Annotated in this window: 14 protein-coding genes; 7 read left to right on the top strand and 7 right to left on the bottom strand. The window is 59.4% G+C overall.

Annotation, left to right across the window (positions count from 1 at the left end; all coding sequences use genetic code 11):
• Window positions 1-148 precede the first annotated feature (148 nt).
• A complete protein-coding gene (locus ACIOMO_RS20335) occupies window positions 149-1,030 on the top strand; it encodes a LysR substrate-binding domain-containing protein (RefSeq protein ID WP_212543921.1) in 882 nt (293 codons plus the stop codon).
• A gap of 197 nt (window positions 1,031-1,227) precedes the next feature.
• Here the strand turns inward: ACIOMO_RS20335 and ACIOMO_RS20330 are convergent, their stop codons facing one another.
• On the bottom strand, window positions 1,228-1,842 hold the full coding sequence (locus ACIOMO_RS20330) for an NAD(P)-dependent oxidoreductase (protein ID WP_401243213.1): 615 nt from the start codon (window positions 1,840-1,842) through the stop codon (window positions 1,228-1,230).
• A gap of 248 nt (window positions 1,843-2,090) precedes the next feature.
• A complete protein-coding gene (locus ACIOMO_RS20325; RefSeq protein ID WP_401243210.1) occupies window positions 2,091-2,969 on the bottom strand; it encodes an MBL fold metallo-hydrolase in 879 nt (292 codons plus the stop codon).
• A gap of 114 nt (window positions 2,970-3,083) precedes the next feature.
• Between ACIOMO_RS20325 and ACIOMO_RS20320 the strand changes: the two genes are divergently transcribed.
• Window positions 3,084-3,989: a LysR family transcriptional regulator gene (locus ACIOMO_RS20320; RefSeq protein WP_401243207.1), complete on the top strand. Its 906-nt coding sequence runs from the start codon at window positions 3,084-3,086 to the stop codon at window positions 3,987-3,989.
• Window positions 3,990-4,119: 130 nt separating this feature from the next.
• Window positions 4,120-4,296: a hypothetical protein gene (locus tag ACIOMO_RS20315; protein ID WP_212543925.1), complete on the top strand. Its 177-nt coding sequence runs from the start codon at window positions 4,120-4,122 to the stop codon at window positions 4,294-4,296.
• Between the two features lie 113 nt (window positions 4,297-4,409).
• On the opposite strand, the gene ACIOMO_RS20310 is transcribed toward ACIOMO_RS20315, so the two are convergent.
• Window positions 4,410-5,294 (bottom strand): helix-turn-helix domain-containing protein, encoded by an 885-nt coding sequence (locus ACIOMO_RS20310; protein ID WP_053123335.1) that lies wholly within the window; start codon window positions 5,292-5,294, stop codon window positions 4,410-4,412.
• A gap of 178 nt (window positions 5,295-5,472) precedes the next feature.
• Between ACIOMO_RS20310 and pobA the strand changes: the two genes are divergently transcribed.
• Together pobA and ACIOMO_RS20300 are read left to right on the top strand one after the other, a co-directional pair.
• Window positions 5,473-6,666 carry a 4-hydroxybenzoate 3-monooxygenase gene (pobA, locus tag ACIOMO_RS20305; protein ID WP_401243203.1) on the top strand — a complete coding sequence of 398 codons (1,194 nt, stop codon included), beginning with the start codon at window positions 5,473-5,475 and terminating at the stop codon, window positions 6,664-6,666.
• 79 nt (window positions 6,667-6,745) lie between these two features.
• The gene (locus ACIOMO_RS20300; protein ID WP_053123339.1) at window positions 6,746-8,263 is read left to right on the top strand and encodes an MDR family MFS transporter; all 1,518 of its coding nucleotides are present in this window, start codon (window positions 6,746-6,748) and stop codon (window positions 8,261-8,263) included.
• A gap of 84 nt (window positions 8,264-8,347) precedes the next feature.
• On the opposite strand, the gene ACIOMO_RS20295 is transcribed toward ACIOMO_RS20300, so the two are convergent.
• From ACIOMO_RS20295 to ACIOMO_RS20280, 4 genes are all read right to left on the bottom strand, one after another.
• The gene (locus ACIOMO_RS20295; protein ID WP_400648813.1) at window positions 8,348-9,196 is read right to left on the bottom strand and encodes a cache domain-containing protein; all 849 of its coding nucleotides are present in this window, start codon (window positions 9,194-9,196) and stop codon (window positions 8,348-8,350) included.
• Window positions 9,197-9,459: 263 nt separating this feature from the next.
• On the bottom strand, window positions 9,460-10,314 hold the full coding sequence (locus ACIOMO_RS20290) for an ATPase (RefSeq protein WP_400648815.1): 855 nt from the start codon (window positions 10,312-10,314) through the stop codon (window positions 9,460-9,462).
• Between the two features lie 116 nt (window positions 10,315-10,430).
• On the bottom strand, window positions 10,431-11,423 hold the full coding sequence (locus ACIOMO_RS20285) for an NAD(P)-dependent oxidoreductase (RefSeq protein WP_053123345.1): 993 nt from the start codon (window positions 11,421-11,423) through the stop codon (window positions 10,431-10,433).
• Window positions 11,424-11,520: 97 nt separating this feature from the next.
• Window positions 11,521-12,420 carry a LysR family transcriptional regulator ArgP gene (locus tag ACIOMO_RS20280; RefSeq protein WP_053123347.1) on the bottom strand — a complete coding sequence of 300 codons (900 nt, stop codon included), beginning with the start codon at window positions 12,418-12,420 and terminating at the stop codon, window positions 11,521-11,523.
• A 96-nt stretch (window positions 12,421-12,516) separates the two neighbouring features.
• On the opposite strand from ACIOMO_RS20280, the gene ACIOMO_RS20275 reads away from it, so the two are divergent.
• The gene (locus tag ACIOMO_RS20275) at window positions 12,517-12,918 is read left to right on the top strand and encodes an ACT domain-containing protein (RefSeq protein WP_400648817.1); all 402 of its coding nucleotides are present in this window, start codon (window positions 12,517-12,519) and stop codon (window positions 12,916-12,918) included.
• Between the two features lie 5 nt (window positions 12,919-12,923).
• A complete protein-coding gene (locus ACIOMO_RS20270; protein ID WP_053123351.1) occupies window positions 12,924-13,526 on the top strand; it encodes a LysE/ArgO family amino acid transporter in 603 nt (200 codons plus the stop codon).
• The last annotated feature ends 194 nt before the right edge of the window (window positions 13,527-13,720 follow it).

Below are 13,720 nucleotides of genomic sequence, written 5' to 3'. Positions count from 1 at the left end.
ACATCGCAGTGACTGATCTACCGCTATCGCGAGCAGGCTCACTCCTACATAAACGCCCTTCATGGCTTCATTGAACGGTCGGCAGGTAGCCGCAACAATCGATTAAAAGTCATACTAGCCATGTCCTCACGTCATACCTTGGATCCACATGAAACGCATGCCTCCCCTGCCCGCCCTGCACACGTTTTTGATCACCGCGCAGTGCTGCAACTTCACCCGCGCCGCCGAGCAGTTGCACATCACCCAAGGCGCGGTGAGCCGGCAGATCGCCGGACTGGAAGAGCATCTCGGTTATCCGCTGTTCATCCGTCTGGCCCGAGGTTTGGCGCTGACCGCCGAGGGACGCGAATGGCTACCGCGTGTGGAAAAAGTCTTCGGCCTGATCAGCGAAGCCACCGAGCAGATCGGTCTGCAGCGTGAAACCCTGCAACTCAAGGCGCCGAGTTGCGTGATGCGCTGGCTGCTGCCGCGCTTGCTGCAATGGCAGAAAGAACGCCCGGATGTGCCGGTGAAACTCACCGCGTCGTTGCAGCACGGGGTGGATTTTCAGCGTGAGCAATTTGATGCGGCGGTGATCTACGGGCCGCCACCGGATAACTCGCCGGGCGCTCTGCACCTGTTCGATGAGCAACTGACGCCAGTGTGTTCGCCGCTGCTGCTAAAGGGTTCGCCGGCACTGAATACTCCGGCGGATTTGCAACAGCATCTACTGCTGCACCCGACGCACGATATTCAGGATTGGTCGGTGTGGCTGAACGCCGCGCAGCTGAATTTGAACAACGTCAGCAGCGGCCAGCATTTCGAAACGCTGGATCAGGCGATGTCGATGGCGTCGCACGGCACGGGGGTGGCGATTGGGGATTGGTCGTTGATCGGCGATGACTTGCGCGCGGGACGGCTGGTGATGCCGTTTGAGTTGAAGGTGAAAACGGGGTTGGCGTATTACGTGGTGTTGCCGCCAGGAACCGAACCGTCGCCGCCGCTCGAAGAACTGATGATCTGGTTAGTTGAGCAGGCACATTTGCGGTGAGGCTGTTTTCCCTCACCCTAGCCCTCTCCCAGAGGGAGAGGGGACTGACCGGGGGATATTGAAGAGGTTCAGCGATCTGAACGATTGGCTTTGAATCCATAATCGACTGGATTTTTCAGGTCGATGTACAACGCCAGACACCTCGGTCGGCCCCCTCTCCCTCCGGGAGAGGGCTGGGGTGAGGGTAAAGCCGTATATCAATAACCAACAGTAAACCGTTGGCGGGAGTGCTTCGGTGTTTCCACTTCGTCGATCAGTGCAATCGCGTAGTCGGCAAAGGTGATCCAGCTACGGCCCTCAGCGCTCACCAGCAAGTGATCCTGGCCAACACGAAATTTGCCCGTGCGCTCACCTTCAACGAATTCCGCCGATGGCGACAGAAACGTCCAGTCCAGTTCCTTCTCCTGACGCAGCGCATCCAAAAACGCCGCCCCCGCACTGGCCTCGGTTTTGTACTCGGCCGGGAAACCCGCGCTGTCGATCACGCGTGTATCGTCCGGCAGCAACAGCGAACCGGCACCGCCGACCACCAACAGCCGCTTCACCCCCGCCTGCTTCACCGGCCCGACAATCGCCGATGCCGGCACCGTGGCGAAATGTGCGGCGGTGATCACCACATCGTTGCCGGTCACGGCGTCTCGCAGTGCCGCCGAATCCAGCACATCGACATTCTTGCTGACCACACCGGCGCGCGCACCGATCTTCGACGTATCGCGGGCGATGGCGGTGACGCTATGACCGCGACGCAGGGCTTCTTCCAGCAGTTGGCTACCGGCACGGCCGGTGGCACCAATGATTGCGATCTTGCTCATGACGTTCTCCAGTTGGCTTGAGTGTTTCAAATGAGGCACAAATCCATTAAGTGAAGATATTCCCTGTGCTGAGGAAACTTTGTGGCGAGGGGATTTATCCCCGCTCGGCTGCGCAGCAGTCGTAAATCCTGACAACTCGGTGTAACTGAAAAAATGCTGGGGAGCGCTTCGCACTCCAACGGGGATAAATCCCCTCGCCACAAAGGCAATCAGCAATCCTTGAGACCTCAGTATTCAGATGGAGCGGGTTACCACTTCATCTCGCCCTTCGCGACTTTCGCGCTCAGCTCCAGCGAGCTCTCTTCGCCCAGCGTCGGGTAGCGTTTTTTCATCGCGGCGATCAGCGCAGCAGCATCCTTGGCTTTCGCCGTTTCTTCATCGAAAGCTTTAATGTAGTCCGCAGTAAATTTCACGCTGGCCAGCGAGCGGCTGCTTTCCCCCAGATAGTGACCCGGCACCACGGTTGTCGGCTTCAGCGTTTCAATCGACTGCAGCGTCTCCAGCCAATCCGCATGAGATTGCGCGGTCTGCGTATCAGCCATCCACACATGAATGTTCTCGGCCACCACGACGCCACCGACCACAGCCTTGAGCGACGGAATCCACACGAAACTGCGATCCGGCTGCTTGCCATCAAGCCCGACCACCTGCAACTTCTGCCCTTCAAGCATCAGGCTATCGCCCTTTAGCACGCTCGGCACGATGGTTTTCGCTGGCTCATCGGCGCCCATTTTCGGCCCCCAGAACGCGAGTTTGCCGACGACGGTTTTATTGATGTGATCGACGGTCGGTTGCGAGGCCAGCACCTTGGCATTCGGGAACGCCTTGGTCAGGGTGTCGAGGCCGAAGTAGTAATCCGGGTCGCCGTGGCTGATGTAAATGGTGGTCAGTTGTTTGCCGCTGGCGCGGATTTTTTCCACCACTTGTTCGGCCTGGGATTTGCCGAACTGTGCGTCGACGAGGATCGCGTCTTTCTCGCCGCTGACCAGCACCGAGGTCACCGGAAAAATCGCGTTGGCGCCGGGGTTGTAAACATCCAGCGTCAGGTTGGCGGCCGCGGCATGCGCAGCGAAACCCAGCGAGGCGGTGGCGAGTAGAACGCGTTTGAGGGTGGTGAAGCCGATCATCTGTTGCTCCGGTGTTCGAATGCCTTGCTTGGCGATGGAACAGAGCTTAGTTGCCAGACTCAGTACAAAAAATGCGATGCTGGGACATAGTTTGTTTCTGAAAGCGGGCAAATCATGGATCGTCTCCAGGCAATGCGGGTGTTCGTCACGGTGGTGGATCTCGGTAGCCAGTCGGCCGCTGCGGATCATCTGGATCTCTCGCGGCCGGTGGTTTCACGCTACCTGGCGGAGCTCGAAGATTGGGTCGGCGCGCGCCTGATGCACCGCACTACGCGCAAGTTGAGTCTGACCGCGGCCGGCAGTGAAATTCTTCCGCGTTGTCGACAGATGATCGAACTGTCGAGCGACATGCAGGCCGCCGTCAGCGAACCCCATGACGCGCCGCGCGGATTGCTGCGGATCAGCGTCAGCACCTCGTTCGGTCAGGCGCAATTGGCCGATGCGATGGCCGCGTACGTCAAACGCTATCCGGGGGTGAGCATCGATTTGCAGATGCTTGATCGCACGGTGAACCTGGTGGACGAACGCATCGATCTGGCGATTCGCACCAGCAACGATCTCGATCCCAACCTGATCGCCCGGCGCCTGACTGTGTGCCGTTCGGTGGTGTGCGCGGCGCCGGCTTATCTGCAAGAACAGCCGATGCCTTTACGGGTGGAAGACCTGAGCCGCCACAACTGCCTGACGCACTCGTATTTCGGCAAGAGCCTGTGGCATTTCGACGAGGATGGCGAACCGGTTTCGGTGCCGGTGCAGGGCAATATCAGCGCCAACGAGGCCAGCACGTTATTGCGCGCAACGCTGGCCGGCGCCGGGGTGGCGATGCTGCCGACGTATCAGGCCGGCGTGCATGTTCACAGCGGCGAACTGGTACGCCTGCTGCCCCACGCCGAACCACGACAAATGAACATCTACGCGGTGTACGCCTCGCGCAAACACATGCCGGCGGCGCTGCGCAGCATGCTGGATTTTCTGGTGCAGCGATTCCCCGAGAACCCTGCTTGGGACGTGGGATTTTAAAAGTCAAAAGATCGCAGCCTGCGGCAGCTCCTACACGGATCCATGTAGGAGCTGCCGCAGGCTGCGATCTTTTGATCTTGTTCTATGCTGAAAGTAATACCGCAGGGTATTTCGTTCAGAGGTGAACGCCATGAACATCAAAACAAGAAGGTACGCCGCGATTTTCATCACCTGCGCTGCCACGCTGGCGCTGTACGGCACCGCGGCCTGGCGGGTCGAGCAGTTGCGACAGCTGCCGCGTGAATACGCGAGCTGCAATTTCGAGCGCTGCATTCCGCACAATGCGTCGCTGAACGCATTGCGCTGACTTTGTAGGAGTGAGCCTGCTCGCGATAGCGGTGTGTCATTCAGATAAATTTTGACTGATACACCGCTATCGCGAGCAGGCTCACTCCCACAGGGGGTTGTGGTGATTTCGGGTTACTGCTCGGTCTTCAAGCGATCGCGGAAGGCCTTTGGCGATATCCCCACCCGGCGCCGGAACAGGCGCGTGAAGTTGGTCGGATCGGAGAACCCCAACAACTCCGACATCTCATAAATGGTCATGCTGGTGTACGTCAGCAAACGCTTGGCTTCCAGTAATTGACGTTCGTGCATGATCTGCAACGCCGGTTGCCCCGCCAGTTCACGGCACGTGCCATTAAGGTGCGACACCGAGATCCCCAGCCGATGCGCCAGATCCTCGACCTTCACGTGCTGGCGGTAAGTCTCTTCCACCAACTGAATAAACCCGTTCAGGTATTCGCGTTGACGCTGCGGCCTTTGACTCGCGTTATGCCGCACGATTGCCTGGCGACTGACCCAGACCATGATCACGCTGACCAGCGAATGCATGAGCATTTCCCGCGCCGGTTGATGGCCGTTGTACTCGGCCTGCAACGCGGTGAATAAACTGTTGAGGTAATCGCCGTCCTTGCCCGCCGGATAATTCTCGGTCTGCGCCAAAGCGTGCACCGAGTCGCCCAGTTGCGCCTGCAAATGGTTGATCAGCGGTGTGGCGAGGGTGACGATAAAGCCTTCAACGTCCTCGGAAAAACGAAAGCCGTGCACCGATAACGGCGGCAGAACCTGGATCGCCGGGGTCTGCAACTGCGTGCGATGGCCTTCGATTTCAAGCTCTGCCTGACCTTTGAAGACGAAGAGCAACTGGCACAAATCGGCGTGGCGGTGGGGTTTGATTTCCCATTGATGTTCGCGACTGCGGGAGGAAATGGTTTCACAGTGCAGCAAGTCAGGGGTCGGCCAATCCAGGCTTTCACCGTAGAGCTTGAACACTGGAATCGAAGGCAGGTCAGGCTTGTTCATCACTTCAATCCAGGCCTCGAGGTTTGCGGGCGATAATCGCACCGATTGGCAGAATGTACAGGTATCGGCTCAGTTTTCACCTTCAATTGACAGACCCGCAAGGGAAAAATGCAAGCACTCGATCCATAAAAATAAATCAGCGGCGATTGTCGCGCGAAGCTTGCGAGTCATAAAAACAATGAAAACGCTAAAAACCCAAGTTGCCATCATCGGCGCCGGCCCGTCCGGTTTGCTCCTCGGCCAGTTGCTGCACAACGCCGGCATCGACACCCTCATCCTCGAACGCCAGACACCCGATTATGTGCTCGGCCGCATCCGCGCCGGCGTGCTTGAACAAGGCATGGTAGAGCTGTTGCGTCAGGCTGGGGTGAGTCAGCGCATGGACGCTGAAGGACTGATTCACGGCGGTTTCGAACTGGCGCTCGACGGGCGTCAGGTGCACATCGATCTGCACGCGTTGACCGGTGGCAAGACCGTGATGATCTACGGCCAGACCGAAGTCACTCGCGACCTGATGGCCGCTCGTCGGGACGCTGGCGCGCAGACAATTTATTCAGCGAGCAATGTCGTTCCCCACGGCATGAAAAGCGACGAGGCTTTTGTCACCTTCGAAAAGGACGGTGAAACCTGGCGCGTCGATTGCGATTACATCGCCGGCTGCGATGGCTTCCATGGCGTCGCTCGGCAGTCGATTCCTGAGGATTGCCTGAAAGTGTTCGAACGGGTTTATCCGTTTGGCTGGCTGGGCATTCTCGCCGACACGCCGCCGGTGCATGACGAGTTGGTCTACGCCCGCCACGAACGCGGTTTTGCCTTGTGCAGCATGCGTTCGGCGACGCGCACGCGTTACTACTTGCAGGTGCCGGCAGAAGAAAACGTCGCTGACTGGAGCGACCAGCGCTTCTGGGATGAACTGAAAAACCGCCTGCCAGTTGCATTGGCCGAGAAACTGGTCACCGGCCCTTCGATCGAAAAAAGCATCGCGCCGCTGCGCAGTTTTGTCGTTGAACCAATGCAGTACGGGCGGATGTTTCTGGTCGGCGACGCTGCACACATCGTCCCGCCCACCGGCGCCAAAGGTCTGAATCTGGCGGCAAGCGATGTCAGCACATTGTTCAATATTCTGCTGAAGGTTTACCGCGATGGGCGTATCGACTTGCTGGAGAAATACTCGGAGATCTGCCTGCGCCGCGTGTGGAAAGCCGAGCGGTTTTCCTGGTGGATGACTTCGATGTTGCACCGTTTTGATGATCACGATGCGTTCAGTCAGCGCATCAGTGCCTCCGAACTGGACTACTTTGTCAGTTCAGAAGCGGGCCGAAAAACTATTGCAGAAAATTACGTCGGACTTCCTTATGAGGCTATCGAATAGCTTCCTACCGACTTACACTGGCGAGCATCCCCGCTCGCCTGACGAACTGCGGGACTCTCACTGCCCGCAGGTTTTGCCCGTGACCAATCTCAATCACCCCGAAACGCCCAAACCGGCCATTCGCAGCGTGCTGGTGGCGCTGATGATGGCGATCTTTCTCGGTGCGCTGGATCAGACCATCGTCGCCGTGTCGATGCCGGCCATCTCCGCCCAATTCAAAGACGTCAGCCTGCTGGCCTGGGTGATTTCCGGGTACATGGTGGCGATGACTGTGGCGGTGCCGATCTACGGCAAGCTCGGCGATCTGTACGGGCGACGCAAACTGATGCTGTTCGGCATGGGCCTGTTCACCCTGGCCTCGCTGTTCTGCGGCATGGCGCAAAGCATGGAACAACTGGTGCTGGCGCGGATCCTTCAGGGCATCGGCGCCGGCGGGATGATTTCGGTGAGCCAGGCGATCATCGGCGACATCGTCCCGCCGCGCGAACGCGGACGTTATCAGGGTTACTTCAGCAGCATGTACGCGGTGGCCAGCGTTGCCGGGCCGGTGCTTGGCGGCTACATGACCGAATACCTGTCGTGGCGTTGGGTGTTTCTGATCAACCTGCCGTTGGGGCTCGGCGCTTACTGGGTTGCGCATCGCAACTTGCGCGGACTGCCGATTCCGCAGCGCAAACCGATCATCGATTATGTCGGCACCGTGCTGATGATCATCGGCCTGACCGCGCTGCTGTTGGGCATCACTCAGGTGGGTCAGGGTCATGCGTGGCGCAGCGCTGAAGTGCTCGGGTTGTTTGCCTGCGCGGTAGTGGTGCTGGCGATTTTCGTCTGGCACGAACGTCGGGCGCGGGAGCCGTTGCTGCCGATGCACCTGTTTGCCAACCGTAATGCGCTGCTGTGCTGGTGCACGATTTTCTTCACCAGTTTCCAGGCGATTTCCTTGATCGTGCTGATGCCGTTGCGCTTTCAAAGCGTCACCGGCGCCGGCGCGGACAGTGCGGCGTTGCACTTGCTGCCGCTGGCGATGGGTCTGCCGATCGGTGCGTACTTCGCCGGTCGCCGCACATCGGTGACCGGGCGCTACAAACCGCAAATTCTGACCGGCGCGATTCTGATGCCGATTGCCGTGTTGGGCATGGCCTTCAGTCCACCGGAGGCGACGTTGATCAGTGGATTGTTCATGTTGCTCTGCGGGATCGCCAGCGGCATGCAGTTCCCGACCTCGCTGGTCGGCACGCAGAACTCGGTGGAACAACGCGACATCGGCGTGGCCACCAGCACCACCAACCTGTTCCGCTCGCTGGGCGGCGCGGTAGGGGTGGCGTTGATGTCGGCGCTGCTGCTGGCGTTGTTGCAGGATTCCAGTTTCGCTCATTTGGCGAGCAGTTCGCTGATGAGTGAGGGGCACTCCGGGAATGTCTTGCTGGACGGCCTCAACGCGGCACCGGGGGATGCGCAGAATGCCTTGCGCGCGGAGTTGCTGGTGACGTTCCGGCATTTGTTGTGGGTGAGTGCCGCGGTGTCGTTGCTCGGGCTAGCGGCGGCGATTGCCATGCCGAACAACCTGCTGCGCGGGCGTGAACACGGCGCAAAATAACAGCAAAAGATCGCAGCCTTCGGCAGCTCCTACAGGATGACGGGCCCCATGTAGGAGCTGCCGCAGGCTGCGATCTTTTGATCTTCAAGGGCTGTAGTAACCGACCGCAACGAGGAAATGCCCGACCTTTTTCAGGTAGGCATGCTTATCCTCGATCTTGCCGGTCACCGGGTTTTTCCAGCGATACTCATACTCGCCTTCATCCTGCTTGCCGATCAGCGCCAGAATCGGCTCGCCCACCGGTTTGCCCTCGGGATCCTTGACCTTGCCGAAGTCGGTATTGATCAGCCGCAGATTGGTGCCGTGGGCAACATAGCGCTGGGTATTCAGGTCAACCACAAACACATACAAGTCATCCTGCAAATACCCGCCCTTGAGCGAGTTGATCGCCGTCAGCGTGCCCTTCTCGTCTTTGCTCAGATCCGTCGCAGCTTTATCCAGCAGGGCTTTGGCTTGTTCAGCGGAGGCGCGAGGCAGGTAGTAACCGACGGCCAGAATCCGCTGACCGATGCGCTGGTAAAACACGTGCTTGCGCTCGACTTTGCCGTCAGACCAATTCTGCCAGCGGTACTCCGCCTGCTGAATGCCATTGCCTTCCGGCACCAGCAACGCCTGCTTGAAGGCTTTCTGCAAATCCGGCCCGAGCACTTCGCTGACATCGCGGCCAATCAGCGCTGACGACGGCCCACCGCTAGCGAGCATCACGCCTTTGGTGTCGACCACAAACACGTAGCGATCCTTGTCGACAAACTCGCCCTGACGACTGAAGGCCGCGAAGGCCTTGTCGCCGTTGTCGTGGTAGTACGCCAGCGCTTTTTCCAGCAGGGCGATGGCCGCCTGGCTGTCATCCTTTGCGGCGGTCGCGGCGCTGGCCTGACCGAACCCGGCCAATACCAGCAAACAGAGCCAGGCGAATTTTTGCACAAACCCCATGACGCATCCCTCGTTCTTGTTGGTGTTTCAAGAGCGTAGACGGGTTGGCGTTAGACGGAGGTTGAAGATGAATCGAGAGATTGCCGCATCTTCCTGTGACAAAGGAGATTTCTGTGGCGAGGGGATTTATCCCCGTTGGGTTGCGAAGCAGCCCCAAAACCTGAGAACCCGGTACCACTGAAGGAAATGCAGGGGAGCGCTTCGCACTCCAACGGGGATAAATCCCCTCGCCACAAAGGCTCCCCCGTATTAAGTGATCTGAGTTATGGCCGGGAATTGATCTGCTGCTGCAAGTTCTGGATCTGCGCCTGCAAGGTGTTGATGGTGCGGGTCATCTGCCCGCGGAACGCGTCGAACTCGGCGGTGTTGCCGCCGCCCTGTGGCGCTGCCGGGCGATTGTCCTGCTCGCTTTTGAGCACAACGATGTCCTGTTCCAGACGCTCGATGGCCGCGCTCGGATTGCCTTGCTTCTTCAATGCCGCAATATCAGCGCCGAGGCTCTTGAACTGCGCATCGAAAGCCTTCAACTGCGTATCGACCTTGCTGGTGTCCGCCGGGGTGCTTTTCAGCGTCGCCAGTTCTGCGCTCAAGGCTTTGACCTGCGCCTGCAACTGGGTATTGGCGGTCTGCTGCTCGGTGGTCTGCGCGGTCATCTGCGCCAGACGCTTGTCCAGATCACTGGCCTGCCCCGCGACGCCTTGTTGCTGTTTGTTCTGATCGAGCAGTTTTTCTTCCAACTGCTTGATCTGCAACTTCAAGGCTTCGCTGTCGCTGGTGACGTTGCTCTGGCTGGCGACGACTTTGCCGGAAATATCCTGCAAGCGCCCCGCCGCTTCTTCACTGATCCGCGCGAAGCTTTCCTGAGTCGCGACCAGTTGCTGCTCCATCAAGGAAATCTGCTGAAAGCTCCACCAGGCCAGGCCGATGAAAGCAAAAAACAACGCGCCGACCAAAGCCCAGAGCGGCCCGGTGCTGGCGGCTTTGACCTTGACCACTGGCGCTGTGCGCGAATGCACGGTGGTGCGGGCGGTGGTCGGAATGTCATCGTCGTCGAAGGTGTCGGCACGCAGGCTCGGCACATCATCGAAATCGTCGTGGGCATCATTACGCATGGACATTGAGGCAACCTTTGTAAAACGCGGTGATGGCTAAATGCTGCGAAGTATAACCCGCTCAGCCGCAGGCATTGACCCTCGACCGAGGGCGCGGTTCAGTGCTGGCCGACCAAGTGAGCTCAACGAATGTCCTGGGCTTTCCACCAGCCGCAGAACTCATCGAGCGCCGTCCACAGGCTGACTTGCGGATCGTAGTCCAGATAATGCCGCGCGCGGCTGATGTCGAGGGTGAAATTTTTCTTCATCACTTGCATGCCCAACCGCGACAGCGTTGGCTCCGGACGCCCGGGCCAGAGTTTGCACGCGCCTTCATTCAGCGCCGCGACGCTGTAGGCCAGCCCGTAGGAACGGTACTTGGTGACCTGTGGGACTTCCATCTTGCGCATCACGTAATTGACCACATCCCACAACGGCACCGGCGCGCCGTTGCTGATGTTGTAGGCCTTGCCCAGCGCCGAACCGGCGGCGAGCAGACTGCTGAGCATCGCTTCGTTGAGGTTCTGCACACTGGTGAAATCGACTTTATTCAGGCCGTTGCCGATGATCGCCAGACGGCCCTTGCGCTGCATGTTCAGCAGACGCGGAAAGATGCTCATGTCGCCGGCGCCGGTGACGAAACGCGGGCGCAGGGCGATGGTTTCCAGCCCAAATTCCTGAGCGCCAAAAACCTTTTGTTCGGCCAGATACTTGGTCGCGGCGTAATGATGTTTGAAGCGCTTGGGCACTTGCTCTTCGGTCAGGTTGAGGTGGTCGCGGCCGTCGAAATAGATCGACGGCGACGACAGGTGCACCAGCCGCCGGACGCGCTGCTTCAGGCAGGCTTCGACGATGTTTTCTGTGACCTGCACGTTGCCCTGATGAAAGTCCTGATAGCGCCCCCACAGCCCGACGGCCCCGGCGCAGTGCACCACGGCTTCGACATCGCTGCAGAGTTCGCGCGCCAGCTCGGCATCGCTCAGATCGCCAGGCACAAACTCGGCGCCACGGCGTACCAGATGCTCGACGCTTTCGGCCCGGCGCCCGTTGACCCGCACGTCCAGGCCCTGCTCCAGAGCGAAACGCGCAAAGCGTCCGCCAATGAAGCCGCTTGCGCCGGTGACCAGAATTTTCATGCACAACTCCAACAGAAAAGCAGCTGCGAGCATCAAGCTTCGAGCTACAAGTAAAAACGGTGCGCAAGCCCACAACTTGCCGCTTGCAGCTTGACGCTTACAGCTGTTTCCAAGGCACTAGCCATTGTGCTGAAGCGCGCACCAATTGCTCGGTCAGTAAGCCGAGCAACTGACCGCCATTGCGCCAATGATGCCAGTACAGCGGCACGTCGATCGGTTTATCTGGCAACAGTTCGCGCAATTCGCCGCGTTGCAGTTGCTCGCGCACTTGCAGTTCCGGCACCAGTCCCCAACCCAAACCGGCTTCGGTCAGACGGATAAAACCTTCCGAAGACGGACACAAATGGTGCTCGAATCCGCCGTCGACACCCAGCGACGCCAAATAGCGATGCTGAAGAAAATCGTCCGGGCCGAACACCAGCGCCGGGGTGCGCGGCAGTTGCTCGGCGCGCACGCCATCGGGGAAATGCCGCTCGATAAACGCCGGGCTGGCCAGCGCGCGATAACGCATCGCGCCGAGCAACACGCTACGCGCACCCGCCACCGGTCGTTCGCTGGCGCACAAGCACGCGGCCACTTCACCGGCACGCATGCGTTTGAGGCCGACGGTCTGGTCTTCGACGATCAGATCCAGCAATAAATGTTGCTCGGCGCAGAAATCGCCGACTGCCTGCGCCCACCACGTCGCGAGGCTGTCGGCGTTCAGCGCAATGCGCAGGCGCTCCGGCAAGCCCTCTTCGTCCAAGGCCGGGACGAGGGTTTGCAGGTCGCGCTCAAGCAAGCGCACCTGCTGCACATGGTTGAGCAAACGCCGGCCGATTTCCGTGGGCGACGGCGGCGTGCCGCGCACCAGCACGGGTTGGCCGACCCGCGCCTCCAGCAGTTTGATTCGTTGCGAGATCGCCGATTGCGACAACCCGAGAATCTGCGCGGCGCGCTCGAATCCGGCTTGCTCAACCACAGCGGCCAGAGCAGACAGCAATTTGTAGTCGAACATCAGTTTTCCTAATGAGCGATCAGCACTATTGGTTTTTCTTATACAGGTTTCGCCCGGAGAATAGCCAGCAAGCACTCTTTATCAAGGAACACTGCAATGGCTGGCGAAACCTCTCTCACAACCTTGTTGCGCAGCATGAGCCCGCAACTCAACGCCGGCGAATACGTGTTCTGCACCCTGCGCGACAGCCAATTGCCGGAAGGTCTGGAGACCATCGGCAGCTTCCGCGAGCAGGAAGGTCTGACGGTGATTCTCGAACGTTCCCACGCTGAACAGGCTGGTTTCAGCTTCGACTACGTCGCCGCGTGGATCACCCTCAACGTGCATTCAGCGCTGGAAGCCGTCGGACTCACCGCCGCGTTCGCCACGGCATTGGGCAAGGCCGGGATCAGTTGCAACGTGATCGCCGGCTACTACCACGATCATTTGTTTGTCGGTCAGGCCGACGCCGAACGCGCGATGCAGGTCCTGCGCGATCTGGCGGCCAACGCGGAGTAATTGTTATGTGGCAAAGCTATGTGAACGGCCTGCTGGTGGCGTTCGGGCTGATCATGGCGATCGGCACGCAGAACGCGTTTGTATTGGCGCAGAGCCTGCGTCGCGAGCATCACTTGCCAGTGGCGGCATTGTGCGTGGTGTGCGATGCGCTGCTGGTCGCCGCCGGGGTGTTCGGGCTGGCGACGATTCTGGCGCAGAACCCGACGCTGCTGGCGATCGCTCGCTGGGGCGGCGCGACGTTTTTGATCTGGTACGGCAGCCAGGCGCTGCGCCGGGCGTGCTCGAAACAGAGCCTGAATCAGGGCGAGAATCAGACCGTGCGTTCGCTGCGCGCGGTGATGCTCAGCGCGTTGGCGGTGACGTTGCTCAACCCGCACGTTTATCTGGATACGGTTTTACTGATCGGTTCGCTGGGGGCGCAGCAATCGGTGCCAGGCGCTTATGTGGTCGGTGCTGCGAGTGCTTCGCTGTTGTGGTTTTTCACCTTGGCGCTCGGCGCGGCCTGGCTGGCACCGTGGTTGGCACGGCCGAGCACGTGGCGAATTCTCGATCTGGTGGTGGCGTTGATGATGTTCACCGTGGCCGGGCAATTAATTATCGCCAGCTGATTTATTCCAAAAGGCTCTGGAACCTCTATCCCACACAGTTGTTGCGTGGTTATGGCGCAACCCCGGTGCTATGATCCAACCCCTGCGCCGCAAAGAGTAAAAACTCGCCGGTGCATTTCTGGCCGCCCGTGATCGGCCTTGCGCTCACCGCAACAGACCTGATTAGGAGAATCATCATGGCTTTCGAATGGCCG

Source organism: Pseudomonas sp. NPDC087804, assembly GCF_044742965.1.
In the GTDB taxonomy this organism is placed as follows: domain Bacteria; phylum Pseudomonadota; class Gammaproteobacteria; order Pseudomonadales; family Pseudomonadaceae; genus Aquipseudomonas; species Aquipseudomonas rustica.
This window is presented reverse-complemented; position numbering and strand designations above follow the sequence as displayed.

Excerpts from the sequence above, each read along its gene's own strand:
- ACIOMO_RS20335 (WP_212543921.1), top strand. The coding sequence starts at position 149 with ATGAAACGCATGCCTCCCCTGCCCGCCCTGCACACGTTTTTGATCACC.
- ACIOMO_RS20330 (WP_401243213.1), bottom strand. The coding sequence starts at position 1,842 with ATGAGCAAGATCGCAATCATTGGTGCCACCGGCCGTGCCGGTAGCCAA.
- ACIOMO_RS20325 (WP_401243210.1), bottom strand. The coding sequence starts at position 2,969 with ATGATCGGCTTCACCACCCTCAAACGCGTTCTACTCGCCACCGCCTCG.
- ACIOMO_RS20320 (WP_401243207.1), top strand. The coding sequence starts at position 3,084 with ATGGATCGTCTCCAGGCAATGCGGGTGTTCGTCACGGTGGTGGATCTC.
- ACIOMO_RS20315 (WP_212543925.1), top strand. The coding sequence starts at position 4,120 with ATGAACATCAAAACAAGAAGGTACGCCGCGATTTTCATCACCTGCGCT.
- ACIOMO_RS20310 (WP_053123335.1), bottom strand. The coding sequence starts at position 5,294 with ATGAACAAGCCTGACCTGCCTTCGATTCCAGTGTTCAAGCTCTACGGT.
- pobA (WP_401243203.1), top strand. The coding sequence starts at position 5,473 with ATGAAAACGCTAAAAACCCAAGTTGCCATCATCGGCGCCGGCCCGTCC.
- ACIOMO_RS20295 (WP_400648813.1), bottom strand. The coding sequence starts at position 9,196 with ATGGGGTTTGTGCAAAAATTCGCCTGGCTCTGTTTGCTGGTATTGGCC.
- ACIOMO_RS20290 (WP_400648815.1), bottom strand. The coding sequence starts at position 10,314 with ATGTCCATGCGTAATGATGCCCACGACGATTTCGATGATGTGCCGAGC.
- ACIOMO_RS20285 (WP_053123345.1), bottom strand. The coding sequence starts at position 11,423 with ATGAAAATTCTGGTCACCGGCGCAAGCGGCTTCATTGGCGGACGCTTT.
- ACIOMO_RS20280 (WP_053123347.1), bottom strand. The coding sequence starts at position 12,420 with ATGTTCGACTACAAATTGCTGTCTGCTCTGGCCGCTGTGGTTGAGCAA.
- ACIOMO_RS20275 (WP_400648817.1), top strand. The coding sequence starts at position 12,517 with ATGGCTGGCGAAACCTCTCTCACAACCTTGTTGCGCAGCATGAGCCCG.
- ACIOMO_RS20270 (WP_053123351.1), top strand. The coding sequence starts at position 12,924 with ATGTGGCAAAGCTATGTGAACGGCCTGCTGGTGGCGTTCGGGCTGATC.